This is a genomic window from Rhizobium sp. SVR5-9E (genome assembly GCF_056755095.1).
Genome location: NZ_JBNDHS010000052.1, coordinates 17,048 through 36,299 on the forward strand (window position 1 = coordinate 17,048; position 19,252 = coordinate 36,299).

At 59.8% G+C, this 19,252-nt stretch carries 22 protein-coding genes and 1 pseudogene; 13 read left to right on the plus strand and 10 right to left on the minus strand.

What is annotated here, in order from left to right:
* Window positions 1-2: 2 nt before the first annotated feature.
* From ACPYOJ_RS21550 to ACPYOJ_RS21585, 8 genes and pseudogenes are all read right to left on the minus strand, one after another.
* The gene (locus ACPYOJ_RS21550) at window positions 3-740 is read right to left on the minus strand and encodes an SDR family NAD(P)-dependent oxidoreductase (protein WP_481418056.1); all 738 of its coding nucleotides are present in this window, start codon (window positions 738-740) and stop codon (window positions 3-5) included.
* Window positions 741-1,185: 445 nt separating this feature from the next.
* A complete protein-coding gene (locus ACPYOJ_RS21555; RefSeq protein WP_481418057.1) occupies window positions 1,186-2,574 on the minus strand; it encodes an NAD(P)(+) transhydrogenase (Re/Si-specific) subunit beta in 1,389 nt (462 codons plus the stop codon).
* On the minus strand, window positions 2,571-2,894 hold the full coding sequence (locus tag ACPYOJ_RS21560) for an NAD(P) transhydrogenase subunit alpha part 2 (RefSeq protein ID WP_481418058.1): 324 nt from the start codon (window positions 2,892-2,894) through the stop codon (window positions 2,571-2,573). The genes ACPYOJ_RS21555 and ACPYOJ_RS21560 overlap by 4 nt, the downstream gene beginning before the upstream one ends.
* 15 nt (window positions 2,895-2,909) lie before the next feature.
* Window positions 2,910-3,476 (minus strand): Rossmann-fold NAD(P)-binding domain-containing protein, encoded by a 567-nt coding sequence (locus tag ACPYOJ_RS21565; RefSeq protein WP_481418085.1) that lies wholly within the window; start codon window positions 3,474-3,476, stop codon window positions 2,910-2,912.
* Window positions 3,362-4,024 (minus strand): Rossmann-fold NAD(P)-binding domain-containing protein, encoded by a 663-nt coding sequence (locus ACPYOJ_RS21570; RefSeq protein WP_481418059.1) that lies wholly within the window; start codon window positions 4,022-4,024, stop codon window positions 3,362-3,364. The genes ACPYOJ_RS21565 and ACPYOJ_RS21570 overlap by 115 nt, the downstream gene beginning before the upstream one ends.
* 159 nt (window positions 4,025-4,183) lie before the next feature.
* Entirely contained in the window at window positions 4,184-4,525 is a 342-nt protein-coding gene (locus ACPYOJ_RS21575) for a glutathione binding-like protein (protein WP_481418086.1), read from the minus strand.
* 63 nt (window positions 4,526-4,588) lie between these two features.
* Window positions 4,589-4,690, minus strand: a pseudogene (locus ACPYOJ_RS21580) (glutathione S-transferase N-terminal domain-containing protein); the annotation flags it as partial.
* 165 nt (window positions 4,691-4,855) lie between these two features.
* Complete coding sequence (locus tag ACPYOJ_RS21585) at window positions 4,856-5,536, minus strand: peroxiredoxin-like family protein (RefSeq protein ID WP_481418060.1); 681 nt, start codon at window positions 5,534-5,536, stop codon at window positions 4,856-4,858.
* A gap of 118 nt (window positions 5,537-5,654) precedes the next feature.
* Here ACPYOJ_RS21585 and ACPYOJ_RS21590 point away from each other — a divergent pair, with 118 nt between their 5' ends.
* From ACPYOJ_RS21590 to ACPYOJ_RS21635, 10 genes are all read left to right on the plus strand, one after another.
* Entirely contained in the window at window positions 5,655-6,581 is a 927-nt protein-coding gene (locus ACPYOJ_RS21590) for a LysR family transcriptional regulator (protein WP_481418061.1), read from the plus strand.
* 205 nt (window positions 6,582-6,786) lie between these two features.
* A complete protein-coding gene (locus ACPYOJ_RS21595; protein ID WP_481418062.1) occupies window positions 6,787-7,536 on the plus strand; it encodes an SDR family NAD(P)-dependent oxidoreductase in 750 nt (249 codons plus the stop codon).
* A 381-nt stretch (window positions 7,537-7,917) separates the two neighbouring features.
* A complete protein-coding gene (locus ACPYOJ_RS21600) occupies window positions 7,918-8,232 on the plus strand; it encodes a BufA1 family periplasmic bufferin-type metallophore (protein ID WP_481418063.1) in 315 nt (104 codons plus the stop codon).
* 29 nt (window positions 8,233-8,261) lie between these two features.
* Entirely contained in the window at window positions 8,262-9,188 is a 927-nt protein-coding gene (bufB, locus tag ACPYOJ_RS21605; protein ID WP_481418064.1) for an MNIO family bufferin maturase, read from the plus strand.
* Entirely contained in the window at window positions 9,175-9,987 is an 813-nt protein-coding gene (locus tag ACPYOJ_RS21610) for an HvfC/BufC family peptide modification chaperone (protein WP_481418065.1), read from the plus strand. The genes bufB and ACPYOJ_RS21610 overlap by 14 nt, the downstream gene beginning before the upstream one ends.
* Complete coding sequence (locus tag ACPYOJ_RS21615) at window positions 9,971-10,486, plus strand: DoxX family protein (RefSeq protein ID WP_481418066.1); 516 nt, start codon at window positions 9,971-9,973, stop codon at window positions 10,484-10,486. The genes ACPYOJ_RS21610 and ACPYOJ_RS21615 overlap by 17 nt, the downstream gene beginning before the upstream one ends.
* Before the next feature lie 210 nt (window positions 10,487-10,696).
* On the plus strand, window positions 10,697-11,263 hold the full coding sequence (locus ACPYOJ_RS21620) for a sigma-70 family RNA polymerase sigma factor (RefSeq protein WP_481418067.1): 567 nt from the start codon (window positions 10,697-10,699) through the stop codon (window positions 11,261-11,263).
* Window positions 11,250-11,885 (plus strand): NrsF family protein, encoded by a 636-nt coding sequence (locus ACPYOJ_RS21625; protein ID WP_481418068.1) that lies wholly within the window; start codon window positions 11,250-11,252, stop codon window positions 11,883-11,885. Before ACPYOJ_RS21620 ends, ACPYOJ_RS21625 begins: the two co-directional genes overlap by 14 nt.
* A gap of 235 nt (window positions 11,886-12,120) precedes the next feature.
* On the plus strand, window positions 12,121-12,909 hold the full coding sequence (locus ACPYOJ_RS21630; RefSeq protein WP_481418069.1) for a DUF427 domain-containing protein: 789 nt from the start codon (window positions 12,121-12,123) through the stop codon (window positions 12,907-12,909).
* A gap of 82 nt (window positions 12,910-12,991) precedes the next feature.
* Window positions 12,992-14,752 carry an MOSC domain-containing protein gene (locus ACPYOJ_RS21635; protein WP_481418070.1) on the plus strand — a complete coding sequence of 587 codons (1,761 nt, stop codon included), beginning with the start codon at window positions 12,992-12,994 and terminating at the stop codon, window positions 14,750-14,752.
* A gap of 5 nt (window positions 14,753-14,757) precedes the next feature.
* Here the strand turns inward: ACPYOJ_RS21635 and ACPYOJ_RS21640 are convergent, their stop codons facing one another.
* Complete coding sequence (locus ACPYOJ_RS21640) at window positions 14,758-15,171, minus strand: VOC family protein (protein WP_481418071.1); 414 nt, start codon at window positions 15,169-15,171, stop codon at window positions 14,758-14,760.
* A gap of 139 nt (window positions 15,172-15,310) precedes the next feature.
* A complete protein-coding gene (locus tag ACPYOJ_RS21645) occupies window positions 15,311-15,889 on the minus strand; it encodes a TMEM175 family protein (RefSeq protein WP_481418072.1) in 579 nt (192 codons plus the stop codon).
* Window positions 15,890-16,775: 886 nt separating this feature from the next.
* Here ACPYOJ_RS21645 and ACPYOJ_RS21650 point away from each other — a divergent pair.
* The 3 genes from ACPYOJ_RS21650 (at window position 16,776) to catA (ending at window position 19,245) form a co-directional block, all read left to right on the plus strand.
* Window positions 16,776-17,927 (plus strand): muconate/chloromuconate family cycloisomerase, encoded by a 1,152-nt coding sequence (locus tag ACPYOJ_RS21650; protein WP_481418073.1) that lies wholly within the window; start codon window positions 16,776-16,778, stop codon window positions 17,925-17,927.
* Between the two features lie 5 nt (window positions 17,928-17,932).
* On the plus strand, window positions 17,933-18,223 hold the full coding sequence (gene catC / locus ACPYOJ_RS21655; RefSeq protein ID WP_481418087.1) for a muconolactone Delta-isomerase: 291 nt from the start codon (window positions 17,933-17,935) through the stop codon (window positions 18,221-18,223).
* A gap of 95 nt (window positions 18,224-18,318) precedes the next feature.
* Window positions 18,319-19,245, plus strand: a complete 927-nt coding sequence (catA, locus tag ACPYOJ_RS21660) for a catechol 1,2-dioxygenase (RefSeq protein WP_481418074.1) — start codon at window positions 18,319-18,321, stop codon at window positions 19,243-19,245.
* The last annotated feature ends 7 nt before the right edge of the window (window positions 19,246-19,252 follow it).

Consider the following 19,252-nt stretch of genomic DNA (forward strand, 5'->3'; position numbering starts at 1 on the left):
CCTCAGTACTGTGAGACGCCACCGTCGACATCCAGCTCGACGCCGGTAATGTAGGCGCTGTCGTCGGAGGCCAGGAAGACCGCGACTTTCCCCATATCCTCGGGCGTGCCCAGACGACCAAGGGGGATTGTGCCGACCAGACCCTCATGGGCCTCTGCAGGCAGTAGTCCCGAAAGACCAGGGGTCAGCGTATGACCAGGGCTCAGGATGTTGATACGGAACCTGCGTTCTTTCGTATCGATCATCCAGCCGCGCGCGAGATTCCGCACCGCGGCCTTCGTCGAAGAATAGACGGACATGCTGGGGATGCCCTTCGAGGCGGCGATAGACCCGATCAAGATAATGGAAGCGCCGTCGTGAAGCAGCGGAAGTGCCTTCTGGAATGCGAACAGAAGGCCCTTGACGTTCGTGTTGTAGGTTTTGTCGTAGTGCTCTTCAGTGATCTCGCCGAACTTCATGAATTCATAGAAGCCCGCGTTGAGGACGAGCACGTCAATGTGACCATTGTTCTTGCGGACTGTGTCGTACACCCGGTCGATATCGCTTAAGTTCGAAGCATCCGCTTGAACCGCGACCGCACCGTGCCCGATTTCGGCGACCGCCTTGTCAAGTTCGCTTTGACGCCGGCCCGTAATGTAGACAGTGGCGCCCTCGCGCGCCATTTGCTTTGCAATGCCAAGCCCGATACCGGCACTGCCCCCGGTTACCACCGCGACCTTTCCATCCAACTTCATGCTCATGTTAAATCGTCCTTCGAAAACCCGTTGGCCTGCCTCGTTCTTCTGATTGGTGGCGACGCAGGAGGCGCCGGTCCGGCGCCGGGTTTTCAAATAAAAGCAATGTTGGCGGCGCTGTAGCAGTTGGAACGGACTATTCTTTATTCCTGATTGGAATGAGGGTTCGGCTTGCCGAACACTATCCGGCCGTTAGCCCGTCGCCTTGGATGGCCGATCTGCCGAAAATATCGCGTTAATCGGGGTAGGGGAGGACCAAAGCTCGCGAGACCCCCAAGCTCCCGCGGTAATGCCAGGGTAGGTCTGGAAGAATTCCGGGAGCCGGGGAATTGCCCATAGCCGGCCGCCGCATGCGATTCCTTTGCCTTTTTATCGCATCCTCGAATTGGTTAGGACGCGAGCCACTCGCGCGGCCCGCGTCCTAGCACTCTCGATTTCGTTGGGCCTGTGGTCAGGCGTTCTTGACTTCCAAGGCGAGGGTGATGAGGGACTGCTTCGCGTCGCCGAAAAGCATGGACGTCTTCGGGCTGACGAAAAGGTCGTTCTCGACCCCAGAGAAGCCAGCGCCACGACCGCGCTTCATGGCGATGACGCTCTTGGACTCTTCTACCTTCAGGATGGGCATGCCGTAGATAGGCGATTTTGGATTTGTCCTAGCCGCCGGGTTCACGACGTCATTTGCACCGACCACGAGAGCGACATCGGCCTCCGCGAATCTGTCATTGATGTCTTCCATGTCGAGCAGCTTGTCGTATGGGACGCCTGCCTCTGCGAGCAATACGTTCATGTGCCCGGGCATGCGACCGGCCACCGGATGTATCGCAAAACGAACATCGCCACCGCGCTTTTCGATCAAATCTGCGAGCTCACGAGCCTGGTGCTGGGCTTGCGCCACCGCAAGGCCATACCCGGGAACGATGATGACCTTCTCGGCATAGGCCATGCGAAGTGCAGCGTCCTCGGCAGAGATCGGCACCATTTCACCGCCCGTCGGAGATAGTCCGCCCGCGTCGGCAGAAGGTGCCGACCCGAAAGCTCCGAACAAGACGTTGGCGAAAGACCGGTTCATCGCCTTGCTCATTGCAACGGAAAGGATGAAGCCGGACAGGCCATCGAGCGCCCCGACAATTATCAGGATATTATTGTCGATGGCGAAGCCCGTTGCCACTGCCGCGAGGCCCGCATAGGAGTTGAGAAGACTGACGACAACGGGCATGTCAGCACCACCGATAGGAAGAACCAGAAGAACACCGACGATAAGGCTGACCGCAAGCATGACGGCGGCGACTGTCACGTTCATCGGATCTGCGACAAGCCACACGAGGCTCGCAACACCAACCGCAAGGACGGCGAGGTTTAAGGCGTTCTGTCCGGGAAAGGTAATCGGCTGCCCGGGCAAGATGTCCTGTAGCTTCCCAAATGCCATCAGACTGCCTGTAACAGTGAGGCCGCCGAGCAGCACCTCGAACCCCAACGCCAGCACATGGCCCCGTGTGAGTTCCCCGACGGAGAGGCCGTTGTGATACTCACCGACACCAACCAGCGTAGCTGCAAGAGCACCGAGTGCATGGCTAAGTGCGATGCGCTGTGGCATCGCCGTCATCGGGACCCATTTGCCGAGCGGGTAGCCCGCGACCGCTCCGACAACGCCGCCGATGGCGATCCACTCGTAAGAGACGATGCGCGAATTGAAGAGGGTTGCCGCAATGGCAACCGCCATACCGAAGGCCGCGAGTTGCATGCCTCGGCGTGCCGTGTCCGGTTTGCCCAGGGCGCGCAATGCGGTCAGGAAAAGAAACGCGGCGAAGAGATAGGCGATTTGGATGAGAGTATCGCTCATTGGGCAGAAGCGCTGGATGCGCCCTCCTTGTTCTGGGAATTGTCGCGCTTGAACATCGCCAGCATTCGGTCTGTGATCAGGAATCCGCCAACGACGTTGGCCATGGCGGCAGCAACCGCGACCGTCCCGAGAACAGTCGCCAGTGGTCCGTGATCAGAGCCAGCCAACACCAGCGACGCAACGAGGGAAATCCCTGATATGGCGTTAGTCGCTGCCATCAGGGGCGTGTGCAAGAGCGGTGGGATGCGGCTGATGCTTTGAAAGCCGACGAATCCTGCCAAAAGAAACACGAAGAGCTGGATGAGAGTTGTGGTGTTCATATGAGAGCCCTTTACTTACGCTGCCGTGCGGAGGACCGCGTCTACGCCGAGCAGAGGGCCGACGATCGGATCCTCTGACTTCAAGAGCACGCCGGTCTCGTCGGGGATGAGGTATTCGAGCAAAGCGCGAATATTGCCGCTGAAAAGCCTGCTTGCATCAGCGGCCATCTGACTCGGTAAATTCACCGACCCGATAATCGTGACGCCATTGAACCGGATCGTTTCGCCCGGCTTTGTACGGCTCGTGTTGCCGCCCGTCTCTGCCGCCAGATCGACAATGACTGTTCCAGGCGTCAGCGACGATAGCGCTGCGTCGTCGATCAGTAGCGGGGCGGTTCGCCCGGGGATCTGCGCGCTGGTGACGATCAGTTGCATCTGCGCAAGCGTTGGAGCAAGTGCCTGCCTCAATCTGGCCTGTTGGTCAGCGGATTGTTCCCCTGCATAGCCGTTGGCGACTTCCTGCGACTTCAATGCGTCGCCAAGGGAAACAAACCGCGCGCCAAGGCTCTCGACCTGTTCCCGGGCAGACTCACGCACGTCGAACCCGTGCACCATTGCTCCAAGCCGGCGCGCTGTGGCGATCGCTTGCAGTCCGGCAACCCCGGCACCGAGTGCAATTTCTTGGCCGGCTTCACGCTTCCCGCCGCAGTCGTCAGCATGGGCAGGAATACGTCGAGTTCACGCGCGCCCTCGATGACCGCCGCGTAGCCAGCCACAGTGGCCTGTGATGACAAGACATCCATTGCTTGCGCGCGCATCGTACGCGGCAGGCGTTCGAGACCGAGATGTTTGATATCCCTTTCCAGAACGGCGTCGAGGACGTCTATGTCTCGGCCTCCCAGGGAGATCAGAATTTTTCCCTTGGGCAAGTCGGAAAGATCGATGGGCGCGCGCACGCCCAAGAGAATGTCGGAGGAAGACTTCAAGTCGGTGCGGTCAACAATGGCGGCACCTGCCTCCATGTAAGCCTCGTCGGAGTATCCGGATTTGGTTCCTGCGCCTCGCTCGACGATGAACGTCACGCGATTTGCCATCCGTTTGATGTCGGCGGGCACGATCGCGGCACGACGTTCACCGTCGTGACGCTCGGACAAGAGCCCGATGATCGGCCGAGGGTTCGTATCTGGCATGTTACGCTCCACAAAAATGCTTGGCCATGGAATGTCCCGCTCGCGGGTCCTGCCGTGGCGCTGCTGTGAATAGTGGTTGGTGTCGGGAGGACCGGCCCATGCGGTCGGCTCTCGCCGGAGATGGGTCAGGCCAAAGGTGCTGCTGAGGCCTTTGATGCTTTAAGCAGCAGGCACGAGAGCGGTAACTCGCTCGACGCCCCGCTTAACCGCCGGTCGGGCATCAACTTCGTTGTACCAGCGAGCGATGTTGGGGGTTTTCTCGAAATCGATGCCTGCGAATTCGCGGCGCCAGAGCCAGCCAAAATGGACGATGTCGGCAATTGTGAATTCATCACCAGCGACATACTTGCGGCGGCCGAGGACACCCTCAAGGACGGCGAGCACCCGTTCCGATTCGGCCTGGAACCGGGCTATGGCGAACGGGATCTGCTCCGATGCTTGCCGCTTGAAGAAGCCGAGTTGCCCCAAGGCAGGCCCGATCCCTGTAAGATGGAAGAACATCTGCTCGAATACCCATGCCCGCGCCACGCCATCCTTCGGCAGAAGCTTGCCGGTCTTTTCGGCAAGATAGACGAGGATCGCGCCTGACTCCGTCAGCGTTATTGGTTCGCCGCCGGGGCCGTCGTTGTCTACGAGAACCGGTACCTTCCCGTTAGGGTTCATCGCAAGATGCTCGGGAAGCTTCTATTCGCCCTTCCTTACATTGACCGGTCTGAGCTCGTAGCTCAGTCCCATCTCTTCAAGCGCAATTGGCACACGAACGCTATTCGGTGTGGAAAATGCATACAATTTAATCATGTGTTCTTTCCGTGTTTATTAATGAACGGGGGACTACGCAGGCTTTGCATGAAGACCGCGAACGCTTGTTTTGCTTCCAGCCTGCTGTAGGCAACGCAGCCCGGCGAGGATGTCTGGTGGTTCGATCCGATTGGTAAAATCGCTATCCAGGTAGGAAAACACGATCGTTCCCGAGTCATCGACGATGTAGACTGCCGGTATCGGCAGGTCCGTCGTATCGTTTTCGCGGGCAGGGCGCCCGAGAGCGGCGTAAGTCTCGTCCATCTCGGAGACCGGCGTGAGAGCAATACCGAACAGTTTGGCGACGGCTGCTCCTGTATCCACGAGCAGAGGAAACGAGACGTCCGCCGTGGTGATCCGACGGTCATGCGCAGGCTGCGGTGCAATGGCGACCATTGTGGCGCCCAGTCTTTCGACCTCGCTTGCAACCTCCGCAAGAGCGGCCAGTTCGAGCCGACAGAACCCGCACCAATCTCCCCAATAGAAGCAGAGCACGACCGGCCCCCGCTGAAGAAGCTTGTGCAGGCCTACGATCGATCCGAGGTCATCCGGGAGTTCGAAGTCCGGTGCCGAATTTCCAGCCCTCAGCGCGACTTGGCGTCCGCCCGGCTGCTCAAACGCAGCTGCTTCCAAACGTAGCCGTGTCAGCGCGCCCGAGGGAAGATCGCTCTCGAGCGCGAGGCGCAACGTGGCGAGTTTCTCTTTCAGGGACATATTCCGGGTCTCACATTTGCCGATTATCTGCCGGCGTTGATCGAACCTATTTGCGCGTCTGCACTTGACGATGGTAGGCGGCAGAAGGACATATGCTTCATTCCAAGGAGGAATGGCGATGAATCGGCTAGCAGCCATGGACGCGTTTGTGCGTGTCGTTGACACTGGATCCTTTACCGGGGCGGCTCGACAATTGCGGCTTGGGCAGCCGGCGGTTTCCAAGATGATTGCCCAACTGGAAGAGCGTGTCGGAGTAAAGCTCCTGCTGCGGACGACACAGGGGCTGACGCCGACTGAGGCCGGTGAAAACTTCTATGGACACGCCAAGCGGGCTGTCGAGGAGGCGGACGAAGCCGAACTGAAAGCAAGGGGATCCGGCGCTGCCCTGAGTGGTCGGCTGCGCATCAGCGGTGCGGTGACCTTCTCCAGGCTTTACGTTGTTCCCCGCCTGCCCAAGTTTCTATCGATGCATCCCGCCCTGGACATTGAAGTCTTTCTCGATGATCGGAACGTAGATCTCGTCGAAGCGGGCATCGATGTCGCCTTGCGTATGGGCGAATTGCAAGATTCCTCGCTGACGGCACGGAAAATCGGGCAAAGCCCCCGGGTGGTCGTAGGCTCGCCCGAGTATTTCGCGACTGCTGGCGAGCCAACGACGCCTGCAGAACTCGTTGCTCATGAGGCCGTCGTCTATGATCTTCGCGGGGGAGGAGCCGTCTGGACGTTCACACAAGGAACAGCCGAGAGTGCTGCTACCATCAAGGGCCGAGTCCGCTTGACGGCTGCCGAGGGCGTTCGGGAAGCGGTATTTGCAGGTATGGGATTGGCCGTCGCATCGGAATGGATGTTCGCGCCTGAGATAAAATCTGGCAAGGTCCGGCGAGTCTTGAATGATTGGCGGTTGCCGCCAGTTGACCTTTGGGCAGTCTTCCCGACCGGGCGAAACGTAAGTACAAAGGCACGAGCCTTCGTCAATTTCATCGAGCAGGAACTCACTCAGGATTTCCAAGATAACGCCTGGGAAGCTGACATGACCACAGGCTAACCGGCTTCTAAGGTAAGTGACCTCGGATAGACTTTGCGTTCGGCCTCGGCGTCAATTCAAGCGCCCGCTCTCAGCGAACCCAACGCGCTCGGTATTCCAGCTAGGAATGATTTTCATTCCAGTCACCTGTCTTACGCACATGCCTTCAAGATTCCATTTGTTGCCACAGCCGCCGTCATCCGGGCGGCGCCGAAAGGAGAAAATCGTGTCTAGTCTTGAAGGAAAAGTCGCAGTCGTCACCGGCGGGTCGAGCGGAATTGGCCTGGCAACCGCCAAGCGCTTTGTCGCAGAGGGCGCATATGTATTCATCACGGGTCGCCGCCAGGCCGAGCTTGAGAAGGCAAAGGCTGAAATCGGAAAGAACGTAACAACCGTTCAGGGCGACGTGCAGAATCTGGCTGACCTGGACAAGCTGTATGCACAGGTGAAGGCCGAGAAGGGCGTCGTTGATATCGTCTTCGCAAACGCCGGTTTCGTCGAGCATGCCCAGATCTTCGACCTCACCGAGGAGCACTACAACAAGACCATGGACATCAACGTCAAGGGTGTCGTGTTCACGGTTCAGAAGGCTCTGCCGCTCATGACCCGGGGTGGCTCCATCATCGTGAACGCCTCGGTTGTGGGTGTCAAAGGCATTCCGGCGCATGGCATCTACGCCGCGACGAAGGCGGGCGTCCGCGCACTGGTTCGCACCTGGGTTCAGGAACTGAAGAGCAAGGGCATCCGCGTGAATACTCTGAGCCCCGGTGCTACCGAAACTCCCATCATCCGCGGTCAATTCGACAGCGATGCAGCGTCCGAGGCCGCGAAGAAGGTCTTTGCTGAGGCTACGCCGCTCGGTCGTATCGGTCGTGCGGAAGAGCTTGCGAATGCAGCGTACTTCCTGGCGTCCGACGAGAGCAGCTATGTCAACGGCATCGACCTTCACGTCGATGGCGGCCTTGCACAGGTATAATCGGGAGCGCTGAGCAGACTACCTCAGCCTCGGATATCACCGGCCATCGAGGACTAGATGGCCGGTGAAACTGCCGCAGCGTTTGAACGCGGGCCGCCTTCGAGGATTATCAAATGCGAACCCGTTGTTGGCTTGCGCCGCGAGTTGCTCCTCGAGAATCGAGGCACGTCTTAGGGACCGTAACCCTCCTTAAACTTGACATTGCTGACCTCCCAACATCGGCGAGATGACTGGAACCGCTTTCCTCTGTGGTATTGGTTGCCATTGACTACCGCGCATCACGCACTCGTTACCTCCTCGCCTGTAACAAGGCTCTCTCCGCTTGCGAGTAGCTGACGTGCCCCAATGAAGAGGGGCGTCAACGAGCAACGGAGTACACGAATGTTGAAGACTTCCATCAGCGCCGCCCTTCTTGCCGGCGCAGTCACGTCCGCCCTCGCCACGATGGCAAGCGCCGCGCCACTGACCAAAGCCGAAGCCGCCGCCGCGGTCGCAGCTCACAAAGAGAAGTGCTACGGCGTTGCGCTCAAGGGCCAGAACGATTGCGCCGCCGGACCGGGCACGACCTGCCAGGGAACCTCCGTCAAGGACTTCCAGGGCAACTCCTGGAAGTTCGTTCAAGGCGGTACCTGCGCATCGCTTGAACTGCCTGGCGGCCGCCATGGTTCGCCGAAGCCGCTGACGCGCGACATCTAAACGGCAAAATCAGGAAAGCGGAGGCGAACATGGCCAACGTCAAGGTGACGACCGACCTTCCCATGGAGACGGAAAGCACCCTCCGCTTTCCGACGATTTCAGTTGCCGGACAGGCCGGCACCAGCTTCAAGCCAGAGCATCTCCTCTCAATCGCTGCGGAAGCTAGGCCCCAAGGCTTCTTCGAGGTCCACGCCGAGAACTACATGAGCGCCGGCGGCCCTTCCCACCGAGCTCTGGAAAAGGTGCGCCGCGACTATCCCATATCCCTCCACGGAGTCTGCATGTCGCTCGGTGGGCCGCAGCCGCTCGACAGGGCGCATCTTGGCCGCTTCAAGTCCCTCGTCGACCGCTACGAGCCGGCATTGGTCTCGGAACATCTGGCCTGGTCGACGCACGCGGGCACCTATCTCAACGACCTTCTGCCGCTGCCCTATACCAGCGCGACGCTGGCATATGTCTGCGATCATGTGGACGAGATGCAGAATGCGATCGGTCGTCCGATCCTGCTCGAGAATCCTTCGACCTATGTGCTTTTCGCGGAATCCTCGATGAGTGAGACCGACTTCATCCGGGAAATCTCCCTACGCACCGGATGCGGGCTTCTGCTCGACATCAACAACGTCTTCGTGTCTGCGACCAATCATGGTTATTCGGCACTGGAGTATCTGAAGAACTTCCCGCTGTCGAAAGTGGGCGAGATCCACCTCGCCGGCCATGCCGAACAGGAGGACGACGAAGGCGAACTCCTGCTCATCGACAGTCATGACGGGCCGGTGGCCGATGCGGTCTGGCAGCTCCACGAAATCGTCATAAACAGCTGCGGGTCGATCCCGACGCTGATCGAGTGGGACAGCAAAATCCCCGATTGGCCGGTGCTTCGGGCCGAAGCGCTCGCCGCACAGGCGATTCTCGACAGACACGCGGTTCGAAGGAAGACGTCCCATGCCGTCGGCTGAAGTCATAAAGATCAGCCGGGAGTTGCCGGATTTCGCCGGCCAGTTCTCGGCCCCGCTGCTGGTGCCCGACGCCCCGGCGCCGGCACTCGTGTCGGGTCCGCGCGGCAAGCAGGCGGACAAGCGCTACAATGTCTACCGCAACAACGTTACGGTCAGCCTCATCGAGGCGCTCGCCTCCATCTTTCCGGCCGTCCAGCGCATCACCGGGCCGGAGTTCTTCCGCGCCATGGCGCGCTTCCATATCCGCGAGACGCCACCGCGCTCGCCGCTGCTGTTCGAATACGGCCGGGAGTTTCCGGCCTTCATCGACCGGTACGAGTACGCGCAGGACATGCCATGGCTTGGCGACGTGGCGAGGATCGAGCGCGCTTGGCTGGATTCCTATCATGCAGCGGACGCCCCGATCCTGCGAGGGGAAGAGCTTGCAAGCGTTTCACCGGACCGGCTCGGAGACCTGAGGTTCAAGCCGCATCCGGCTACGCGTGTGATTTCGTCGGAAGATCCCGCCGTGACCATCTTCGCCATGAACCGAAACGCGAGACCCGTCGGCCGGGTTGAAGACCTTCCAGAAGATGGCCTGATCACGCGCGTGGCGGACGAGGTCGTCATCCGCCTTCTCCGGCCGGGGGGCGCAGCCTTTCTTAACAGTCTTGTCGCCGGGGCGTCGCTTGGAACGGCGGCTGCAGCGGGACTGGACGCCAATCCCAACTTCGACCTGTCCGGAATGATCGGACAGATGATCGACGCCGGCGCCTTTTCCAATATCGAGATGGAGACCTCAGATGTCGAACACGCTTGATTCCCTGCCCGATCGCGGCGCCTTCTCTTTCTTGGCAAGGCTGGTGGCGACAGCCAGCGGGCTCGTCCGGGCCGCCGCTCAGCCCGACTTCGTCCAAGCTGTCGTCCGCATGGCGCTTGCCGTGCCCTTCTGGCGATCAGGCATTCTCAAATGGGACGGCTTCCTTCAATTGAACGACACCGCTGTCGATCTCTTCACACAGGAATTCATGCTGCATCTTCCGGGCGGCCCGTATCCTTTCCCCGCGCCGGCGACGATGGCGTTTCTGTCGGGATGCGGCGAGATCGTCTTCTCCACGCTTCTCGTTTTAGGCTTGGGGACGCGCTTTGCAGCTCTTGGTTTGCTGTTTATGACGCTCGTCGTCGAACTCACCGTTCCTGACGGCTGGCCCATCCACATCACTTGGGCGGCGATGGCGCTTTCGATAATGCGATGGGGGCCGGGCCGGCTGTCGCTCGACCATCTGATTGCGCGGACAGCGGGAGCTCCCAATCTTTAGAATGAACGTCGGTCCTGGCTATAGTCTCGTCGTCTGGCTCAAAATCGAGCCGGGCGGCCTTTGCGTTTTGTTGCCGCGCTGCCCCTTGCCGTTTGTTCTACAATGCGCTCAATAGGCGCCGACGTCCGCCTCGCCTCCATTGCCGTGTAAGCAGAATTTTCGAGGCGACCGTAACAAACACGTGGCCGCGCGCGTAGGGGTTAATGGCGGATGAAATATTCGGCCCGTGAAGAGGAATGGGCAGCCTGGATGCGCGCGGCGATGGCCGGCGACACCCAGGCCTACGACCGATTCCTGAAGGCCGTGACACCATATCTCCGGTCGATCGCCCGGCGGCGGTGCGATCAGTTCGGTGCTCCGCCGAGCGAGGTCGAGGACGTGGTGCAGGAAGTTCTACTAGCAGTGCATCTCAAACGCGGAACCTGGGACGTTTCGCGCCCGATCGGCCCGTGGCTGTCGACCATTGTGCGAAACAAGCTCGTCGATAGCCTTCGCCGGCGTGGCCGACGTTCTAGCGTGCCCATAGAGGATGTCATGGAGACGCTCGAAGCGGATCATCGTGACGAGCGAGCGGACCGCGTCGATGTCGATCGCATGCTGGAGGGGCTTAGGAATCCGCAGCGCGACATCGTGCGTTCCATCTCGATCGGCGGCGCTGGTATCCGGGAGACGGCCGAGCGGCTACATATGACAGAAGGCGCCGTGCGGGTGGCGCTGCATAGGGCACTGAAAGGGCTGGCGGCCCTCTATCGGAGCGAAGCACGTGAAAACGGATGACTTGATCAACCTGCTTGCAAACGATGCGCGCGTGCGTGTCCGCTTCGGTCGCGCATTCCTGATCGCGCTGGCCGTCGGGGTGCTGGTATCCGCCGTCCTGCTGCTGTCCACGATCGGCGTCCGTTCTAACATGGAACAGGCCATTCAGACGCCACGCGTCATGTTCAAGATCGGCCTGACCCTGCTTCTTGCGATCGTCACCACAAGGGTGGCATTCAGGATCGGGAGACCGGACGCTTCAGTCCGATCAGCGGCGATGGCGCTGGCCTTACCACTCGTGATTCTTGCCGTCGGGATTTTTACCGAGCTTCTGGCAGTTCCTCAGGACGCGTGGAGACCGAGCATGATGGGGCACTTCTCGGGGTTCTGCCTGTTCTTCGTTCCGACACTTTCGATCGCCCCCCTTGCATGCATCCTGTACTCGCTCAAGCAGGGTGCTCCGAAAAACCCGGGAGCGGCGGGCGCCGTGGCAGGTCTCGCCGCGGGAGGCATCGCCGCTGCCATCTACGCTTGGCACTGCCCTGACGACAGTCCGCTATTTCTGGCAACCTGGTATTCCATCGGGATCTCGATCGCTACCATGGCCGGATTTCTTGTAGGACGGCGAATTCTTCGCTGGTGAGACTGAGATGTTCTTCGGCATCGCTTGATGTCAAACAGAACGCGTTGACAAGAACCTCCTCCGGAGTAGCATCTCATACCAGTGCCATGGTCGAACCAAGATCCGATTAAACGCATCATCGCCACAGGTTGATCCTGTCGAGGGTTGAGCAATGGGACTGTCCTGGCAACAAGGTCCGCTATCTCCAGGAGCAATTGGCCGGTTTCTTCTGCCAGAACCGCTGCCAGAGAGACTATTGTACGCCGAACGGCTCCGCCGGCGCATGCGCGTGCGCTTTGGCGGCGCCTGGATCGCCGATAGCGAAAACGTCGTCCTGCTGTTCGAACCGGGGCGTTATCCCGTGGCTTACTTTCCCGAGAGCGACATCTCTCCTGACGCCCTCCAGCGTACGGAGCATACCACTCGGCATCGCGACCTAGGGCTCACGGCTTGGTACACGGTACGGCTAGGCGACCAGAGTGCTCAGCGGGGCGCTTGGCAGCATGTCGAACTGCCAGAACACGCGAAAGAGTTGCAGCGGCGGGTGGCTTTTGCGTGGCCGGCGATGGACGCTTTCTACGAGGAAGACGAACGTATCCTCGGCCATGCCGCCGACAGTTACCATCGGATCGACATCCGACAGACGTCCCGTAAGCTGATCGTTCGTCAGGGAGACCGCATCATTGCCGACACGGAAAAGCCACTCGCGTTGTACGAGTCAGGCTTTGCGCCGCGATGGTACGTCCCACGCGCCGACGTGGACGAATCCGCCTTGACTGCTGTGGAACTCAAGACCTTCTGCCCTTACAAGGGGCTGTGCAGCTACTATGACATCGGCGACGCCAAACGGGCTGCGTGGTCTTATCGGGAGGCCTACCGCGAGGTCAACCGCATCTCCGACTTCGTGTCGTTTGAGCCCGACATCCTTTCGGTTCAGCTCGATGGGGTTCAGCTTCGTCTTGAGCCGGGTCAGTCTGTGGTTCCTCACGGGCCCGATCGCGACCTCACCGTCGATGAGGCGCTGCCTCCGCATACGCGCTCATGACAGGCGTACGCGATGCTGACCCACGTTTCGCCAAGATAAGAGGTGAGGGGAGGCTGCCAGCCGCCAAGAGAGCAAGGGTGCTATGGCTCAACTATTATCGGTAAATGTCGGACTTCCGCGCGACATCGAGTGGAAAGGCCGCACAGTACATACAGGGATATGGAAGAAGCCGGTGAACGGCCGCTGTCGGGCCGGTAAGCTGAATCTTGAAGGAGATGGGCAGGGCGATCTCGCCGGGCATGGCGGGGAGCAGCGCGCCGTTTTCGTCTATCAGATCGAATCCTATCGATATTGGCAGGAGCAGTTGAAACGGACTGACTTCGTGCACGGCGAGTTCGGCGAGAACTTCACCATCGAAGGCTTGCCCGACGATACCGTTTGCATCGGCGATCGCTATCAGATCGGAAGCGCGCTGTTTGAGGTCACTCAGCCTCGCGTCACCTGCTATCGCGTCGGTATCCGCACGAACGAGCCCCGAATGCCCGCGTTGCTGACCGGCAGTGGGCGGCCGGGATTTTACTTCCGTGTGTTGCAGGAAGGAATGGTGGGCGCCGGCGACGAGATCATCAAGGTGGGAGAAGCCAAGGAGCGCATGACCGTTGCGGAGATCAACGCGCTCCTCTATTCGCCCAACCACCCGCGCGACCAACTGAAGCGGGCGATCGCGATAGAAGCCCTTTCACCGGGATGGCGTTCCTCGTTCGAGGCCCTCTTGCAGAGCGGAACCTCTCCCGCCGAGAGTGGCAATGCTGGTCTTATACCGGCGGCTGCGGCACACCCCGTCAAATCAGGATTTCGGCGGCTGGTTGTGACATCAACCGATCAGGAATCTGCGGATGTGCTCTCGCTGACGATGAAGAACTCGGACGGCCAACCGTTGCAGATGGCGCTACCAGGTCAGTACGTCGTCCTGCGTCTGCAAGGAGCGGGCGGATCACCGCTCTATCGCAGTTATTCACTCTCTGGTTCTCCTTCAACGAAGGAATATCGCATCAGTGTCAAACTTGAGCCGAACGGAGCGGCCGGAGCCTATCTGAAGGAGCATGTCAGGGTTGGCGATGTTCTCGACGTCAGCCTGCCGCGGGGTAACTTTCTTCTACAACCCGGAGAGCGGCCAATTATACTGATCAGCGCGGGGATCGGCGCGACGCCACTGCTTGCAATGCTGCATGAGTTGGCTGGCACGCGATCGGCAAGGCAACTCATGTGGATCCATGGAGCTCGCGATCGCGAGCATCATCCCTTCGCCGGCGAGGTTCGTCGGCTCATGCGAGCGCTTCCACACGGCCGAAGTGTTATTTATCACAGCAGACCTGGACTGGACGAGAAAACGAGCGAAGATTTCGATGCGGCAGGGCACCTGTCGCTATCGGTCTTGAGAGAGATCGGCGTCCCTCAAGATGGGGATTTTTACCTATGCGGGCCTGCATCTTTCATGTCGGAGATGAAGGGGGCGCTTGCAAGCCTCGGAGTCCCGCCTACTCGGATTTACCTCGAAGTTTTCGAGGGAAGCGAACCGCTGACGCCGGGCGTCGTCCGCGCGGCAACGCGGCCTCCCCATGTTCCCGAAAACGATGCGAAAACCGGTCCGCTCGTCTCATTCGCGCGCAGCGGGATTGCCGCGCATTGGGATGGCTCGTTATATCAAAGCATTCTGGAATTGGCGGAAGCGTGTGACGCGCCGGTGCGCTGGTCCTGTCGTACCGGCGTCTGTCACAACTGCGAGAGCGGGCTCATCTCAGGCGCCGTAAGCTACATGCCCGATCCACTTGATCCACCGGCGAGTGGAAACGTTCTGATCTGCTGCTCCCGGCCGCAGAACGACGTCGTGGTCGACATTTGACGAGGTCAGACGTGGCCGCGTTCCTGCAAGATCCAGGTGTTGCCATCCGGATCGGCAAAGTCGGCAAAGCTGGCGTAGTCGCGACGCTGCGGATCCAGTCCTTCGCTCCACCCGCCTGCCCAGGCTTCCACCGGGCTCTTGTGCCGCATCTTCCCGACCGCGACACCGCGACTGATCAGCTCCCGGCGCCCGGTCTCGAGGTCATCGGTAACGAGGTAGAGATTATGCACGCGGTCAGACGAGGCTGCGGCAACCAACTGCACGGAGCATGCCGATCCGGGCGGCGTAAGCTGGACAACGCGGAACGCAGGCGAGGGGCGGTAGTCGACGTCCAGGTTGAAGCCGGCCTGCTCCGTGTAGAAGGCAAGAGCGCGATCGATATCCGTGACAGGCAGCGGAACAACCTCCAGCATAAGCATCGTTGGCCCCCAAAGCTTGCAACGAATGTTCGGCGTTGCAGTGCTCAACAGCCGTCAGTCTATCGCGAAGGTTATGATCGGTCCATTCCGAAGCCGAAGCACAATTCGGTGGCGCAACTGCCCGCATGGAGACAGGGGCCTATCTGCTAGGAGCCTGAGGCCGCACGTACAAGATCAGAGCGCAGCAAATCAATCCAAATCCGATCAGGGGAACGAACGGCGATATCAAGGCCGCGGCCACGAATATTGCGAGCGCGGCAATCGACCGGCGCCGGGCCAGGCGACGGGCCTTTTCGGGCATTTTGGTTGGATCAGCCTGAGCGAAGACTTCCCTTTCAAAGCCCAGATAAGCCACTTCGACAAATACGAAAATCGCGGCGTAAACCGCGACGGGCGCTGGGGCCAGATGTGATCGCGCCAACCAGGCAGTGGCAAACGGAAGTAGCGACACCGCGAACAGATGGACGAAGTTGATCCAAATCAACCGCGGCGTCGCATCTTGAACAAACCGCAATAGATGATGGTGGTTCACCCAGATGATCGCAACGAAGAAGTAGCTCACGCCATAGCCGATGATCGTCGGCCAGAGCGGCGCGAGAGAATCGAAACTCGAATCTTCGGGAGCTTTAAGTTCCAGGGCCATGATCGTGATGATCACCGCCATGACCGCATCCGAAAAGGCGGCAAGGCGATCGGCCGTTATCCTTTGATCATGCATGCCCTAATCCTCCCATATAAAGGCGACGAATTCATCTGTTTGTCGGATATTCTCCATGGCTTCCTAGTAAAGCCCGTCGATTGATAAACTCTCCGCGTCTCCAAGCAAAGCGCATCAGGGCAGCCAGGCAGAGCCAGTTCTGGGCTAAAAAAGAGTCGACCTTCCGAGAAGCCCGACCGCGATCGTCGTCCAGCCAAGGCATTGGACAGACAAGGCTCGCGCCGGCGCTACTTCCAACGTAGGTCCTAGTGCACGGTCTAATGCGGCGAAACTGGTGGGCCCACCCAGCCGAACAGCCAAGCAAGCAGAAACGCCAGTGCCACGGCCAAAGCTATCAATATCCACACGCCCAAGGTACGCCGTGGAGGTCTGCCGGAATATCGATCAGGATCGCTCATTGATCACTCCCGAAGTGTTCGGGAAACGGTGACCGCGCGGGCGCCACGACGAAGGGTCATTCATCGCTGGCGGTTAACAGGAAGACCGCCGCGCGGCCATGCTGATAACCGGTCAACACCGGCAGACGTTCCAGTCTGCTAGCGTACCGAAAAAAACCGGCCGGAAGGGGCGATTTGTGATGAAGAATGAGGCCGCGCGGCTCTGGTTCGAACACAAATCCCACGCCAATAGCACGGTGGGAATATACGCGGCGTCCCGTGTCTCCGCTTGAGTTCGAGCTCTACCGGATGCGCTGACGGGCCCCGGAAATGAGGTTCTCGGTTTCTCTTGAACTAACTCCCTGGATGAGAGCGACATTGCGACCCGCGCCATAGGGCATCGCGCTCCACTCAGATTATACCCATAGAGTATGAAGTTTAACTTTTTTAGTTTTGGACCAGCCAAGTCCAGAACGCTAGTTTCCATGGACCGCTAGGAGAGTAAGACAGTGACGGCTGACATCAGCATCCTTGCAATCGAAGCTATTATACTCGATTTGCCCATCGTACGCCCGCACCGCTTGTCGATGACGACCATGAATCGACAGAGCATGACGATCGTTCGGGTGCGTTGCTCGGATGGCGTCGAGGGCGTGGGGGAGGGAACCACGATTGGCGGCCTTGCCTATGGGCCAGAAAGCCCGGAAGGCATCAAGCTGACGATCGACCAGTATATCGCCCCTTGTCTAATCGGCGCCGATGCCACCCGTATTCAGCTGGCCATGAGCAAAGTCGGCAAATCGGTCAAAGGCAACAACTTTGCGAAATGCGCTGTCGAAACCGCCCTGCTCGACGCCCATGCCCGCCGCCTCAACGTTCCCTTGTCGGAACTCCTCGGAGGTCGCCAGCGCGACCGCCTGCCAGTGGCTTGGACGCTCGCTTCGGGAGACGCCGGCCGCGACGTCGCCGAAGCACAGCAGATGCTGGACCTGAAGCGGCACAAGCATTTCAAAATAAAGATCGGCCGCAAGTCGATTGACGAAGACATAGGCCATGTCGCGCAGATCAGGAAGGCTTTGACGGACAACGCGACCGTGCGTGTCGACGTCAACATGGCATGGCGCGAACGTGAAGCGATCAATGCCGTGGCCGCTCTTGCAGATGTTGGCTGCGTATTGGTGGAGCAGCCCGTATCCGGTATTGCACCCCTCGCGCGGGTTGCCCGCGCCTCCTCGATCGCCTTGATGGCCGACGAGGCCCTGGTCGGTCCGCAGAGTGCGCTCGAAGCAGCGTCGGAGCGGGCTGCGGACGTCTTCTCGATAAAGATAGAACAGGCAGGTGGACTGTTTGCGGCATGGCAGGTGATCGCAGTCGCCGCGGCGGCCGGGATCGGCATTTATGGTGGCACCATGCTCGAGGGACCCATCGGGACAATCGCAGCGGCACATCTGTTTGCGGGCGTCGAAGACTTGCAATGGGGCACGGAACTCTTCGGACCGCTACTTCTAACCGAGGAAATTCTGACCGAGCCGCTCGTTTATCGCGACTTCGAGCTTGAGTTGCCTGACGGCCCCGGTCTGGGCGTCACCCTGAACGAAGCAGCAATAGATCGGTTCAGGCGCGATGCCCAGCCGGTCCCCAATCTGCGTATGGCGAGGTGAACGCGATGCTGTTCCATGTTGAAATGACTGTCAATCTCCCGCACGACCTTCCCAAGGATGTGGCCGACAACCTCAAGGCAACAGAGAAGGCGCGGGCGCAAGAACTGCAGCGGTCGGGCAAGTGGCGTCACCTTTGGCGGATCGCCGGCCGATACGCGAATGTCAGCGTCTTCGACGTCAGCGACACCGCCGAGCTGCACGACATTCTTTCCACACTGCCGCTGTTTCCGTTCATGGCCATCGAGGTCACACCATTGTGCAGGCACCCATCGGCGATCGCAGAAGATTCAAACTGATCGAGACGACGGCCGTCAGCCCCAGGGTTGCCAGCCTGAATGAATACACGGTGGCCCCAACATTTTGTCAGGCTACCCAGCCACAGGAGGAGAAAATGGCAAAAGGTATCATCGAAAGACGTGTTATCGAGGATCTGGCAAGTCGTGCCAGCGGGCTCGACATCCAGGGCGGTGACCGGCGCCTCAAGGAGATCATGAATCGGCTTCTCGTCGATCTGTTCCAGGCCATCGATGACCTCGACATCAGCATGAATGAAGTCTGGAGTGCCGTTGGCTACCTCGGTGCGGCCGGCCGGAACAACGAACTCGGGCTCATTGCGCCGGGTATCGGACTTGAACACTTCCTCGATCTCCGACTCGACGAAGCCGAGCGCCGAGCCGGGCTTGCCGGTGGTACGCCGCGGACGATCGAAGGTCCGCTTTATATTGCCGGCGCCCCGATCTGTCACGGAACCGGGCGCCTCGACGACGGATCGGACGAGGGCGAAGTCCTGTTCATGCAGGGTCAGGTGCGCGACCAGAACGGCAAGCCGGTTCCAGGCGCGATCGTCGACGTCTGGCACGCCAATACCCGCGGGAACTACTCGCATTTTGACCCGCAGCAAGCGCCGTACAATCTTCGTCGCCGCATCGAGACCGATACCCAGGGCCGCTATCAATTCCGTACGATCATGCCGAGCGGGTATTCCACGCCTCCGGGTGGCTCGACCGAGCAGCTTCTGTCCGCGATCGGCCGCCATGGGAACCGCCCGGCGCACATCCACTTCTTCGTTGAAGCCCCAAGTTTCCGCCAGCTCACGACGCAGATCAACATCGAAGACGATCCCTACCTCTTCGACGACTTCGCTTTTGGTACACGTGACGACTTGATCCCCCCAGTCGCCCGCATCAGCGATCCGAAGCTGATGGCCGAAAAGCAGGTGCAGAACCCCTATGCGTCGATCGACTTCGATTTCGTGCTGACGCCAGCTGCGGAAGGCCTGGTCGATACGATCGTCGAACGCGAACGCGTAGTGGCCTAACGTCAGA

Excerpts from the sequence above, each read along its gene's own strand:
- ACPYOJ_RS21550 (WP_481418056.1), bottom strand. The coding sequence starts at position 740 with ATGAGCATGAAGTTGGATGGAAAGGTCGCGGTGGTAACCGGGGGCAGT.
- ACPYOJ_RS21555 (WP_481418057.1), bottom strand. The coding sequence starts at position 2,574 with ATGAGCGATACTCTCATCCAAATCGCCTATCTCTTCGCCGCGTTTCTT.
- ACPYOJ_RS21560 (WP_481418058.1), bottom strand. The coding sequence starts at position 2,894 with ATGAACACCACAACTCTCATCCAGCTCTTCGTGTTTCTTTTGGCAGGA.
- ACPYOJ_RS21570 (WP_481418059.1), bottom strand. The coding sequence starts at position 4,024 with ATGCCAGATACGAACCCTCGGCCGATCATCGGGCTCTTGTCCGAGCGT.
- ACPYOJ_RS21575 (WP_481418086.1), bottom strand. The coding sequence starts at position 4,525 with ATGTTCTTCCATCTTACAGGGATCGGGCCTGCCTTGGGGCAACTCGGC.
- ACPYOJ_RS21585 (WP_481418060.1), bottom strand. The coding sequence starts at position 5,536 with ATGTCCCTGAAAGAGAAACTCGCCACGTTGCGCCTCGCGCTCGAGAGC.
- ACPYOJ_RS21590 (WP_481418061.1), top strand. The coding sequence starts at position 5,655 with ATGAATCGGCTAGCAGCCATGGACGCGTTTGTGCGTGTCGTTGACACT.
- ACPYOJ_RS21600 (WP_481418063.1), top strand. The coding sequence starts at position 7,918 with ATGTTGAAGACTTCCATCAGCGCCGCCCTTCTTGCCGGCGCAGTCACG.
- bufB (WP_481418064.1), top strand. The coding sequence starts at position 8,262 with ATGGCCAACGTCAAGGTGACGACCGACCTTCCCATGGAGACGGAAAGC.
- ACPYOJ_RS21610 (WP_481418065.1), top strand. The coding sequence starts at position 9,175 with ATGCCGTCGGCTGAAGTCATAAAGATCAGCCGGGAGTTGCCGGATTTC.
- ACPYOJ_RS21615 (WP_481418066.1), top strand. The coding sequence starts at position 9,971 with ATGTCGAACACGCTTGATTCCCTGCCCGATCGCGGCGCCTTCTCTTTC.
- ACPYOJ_RS21620 (WP_481418067.1), top strand. The coding sequence starts at position 10,697 with ATGAAATATTCGGCCCGTGAAGAGGAATGGGCAGCCTGGATGCGCGCG.
- ACPYOJ_RS21635 (WP_481418070.1), top strand. The coding sequence starts at position 12,992 with ATGGCTCAACTATTATCGGTAAATGTCGGACTTCCGCGCGACATCGAG.
- ACPYOJ_RS21640 (WP_481418071.1), bottom strand. The coding sequence starts at position 15,171 with ATGCTTATGCTGGAGGTTGTTCCGCTGCCTGTCACGGATATCGATCGC.
- ACPYOJ_RS21645 (WP_481418072.1), bottom strand. The coding sequence starts at position 15,889 with ATGCATGATCAAAGGATAACGGCCGATCGCCTTGCCGCCTTTTCGGAT.
- catC (WP_481418087.1), top strand. The coding sequence starts at position 17,933 with ATGCTGTTCCATGTTGAAATGACTGTCAATCTCCCGCACGACCTTCCC.
- catA (WP_481418074.1), top strand. The coding sequence starts at position 18,319 with ATGGCAAAAGGTATCATCGAAAGACGTGTTATCGAGGATCTGGCAAGT.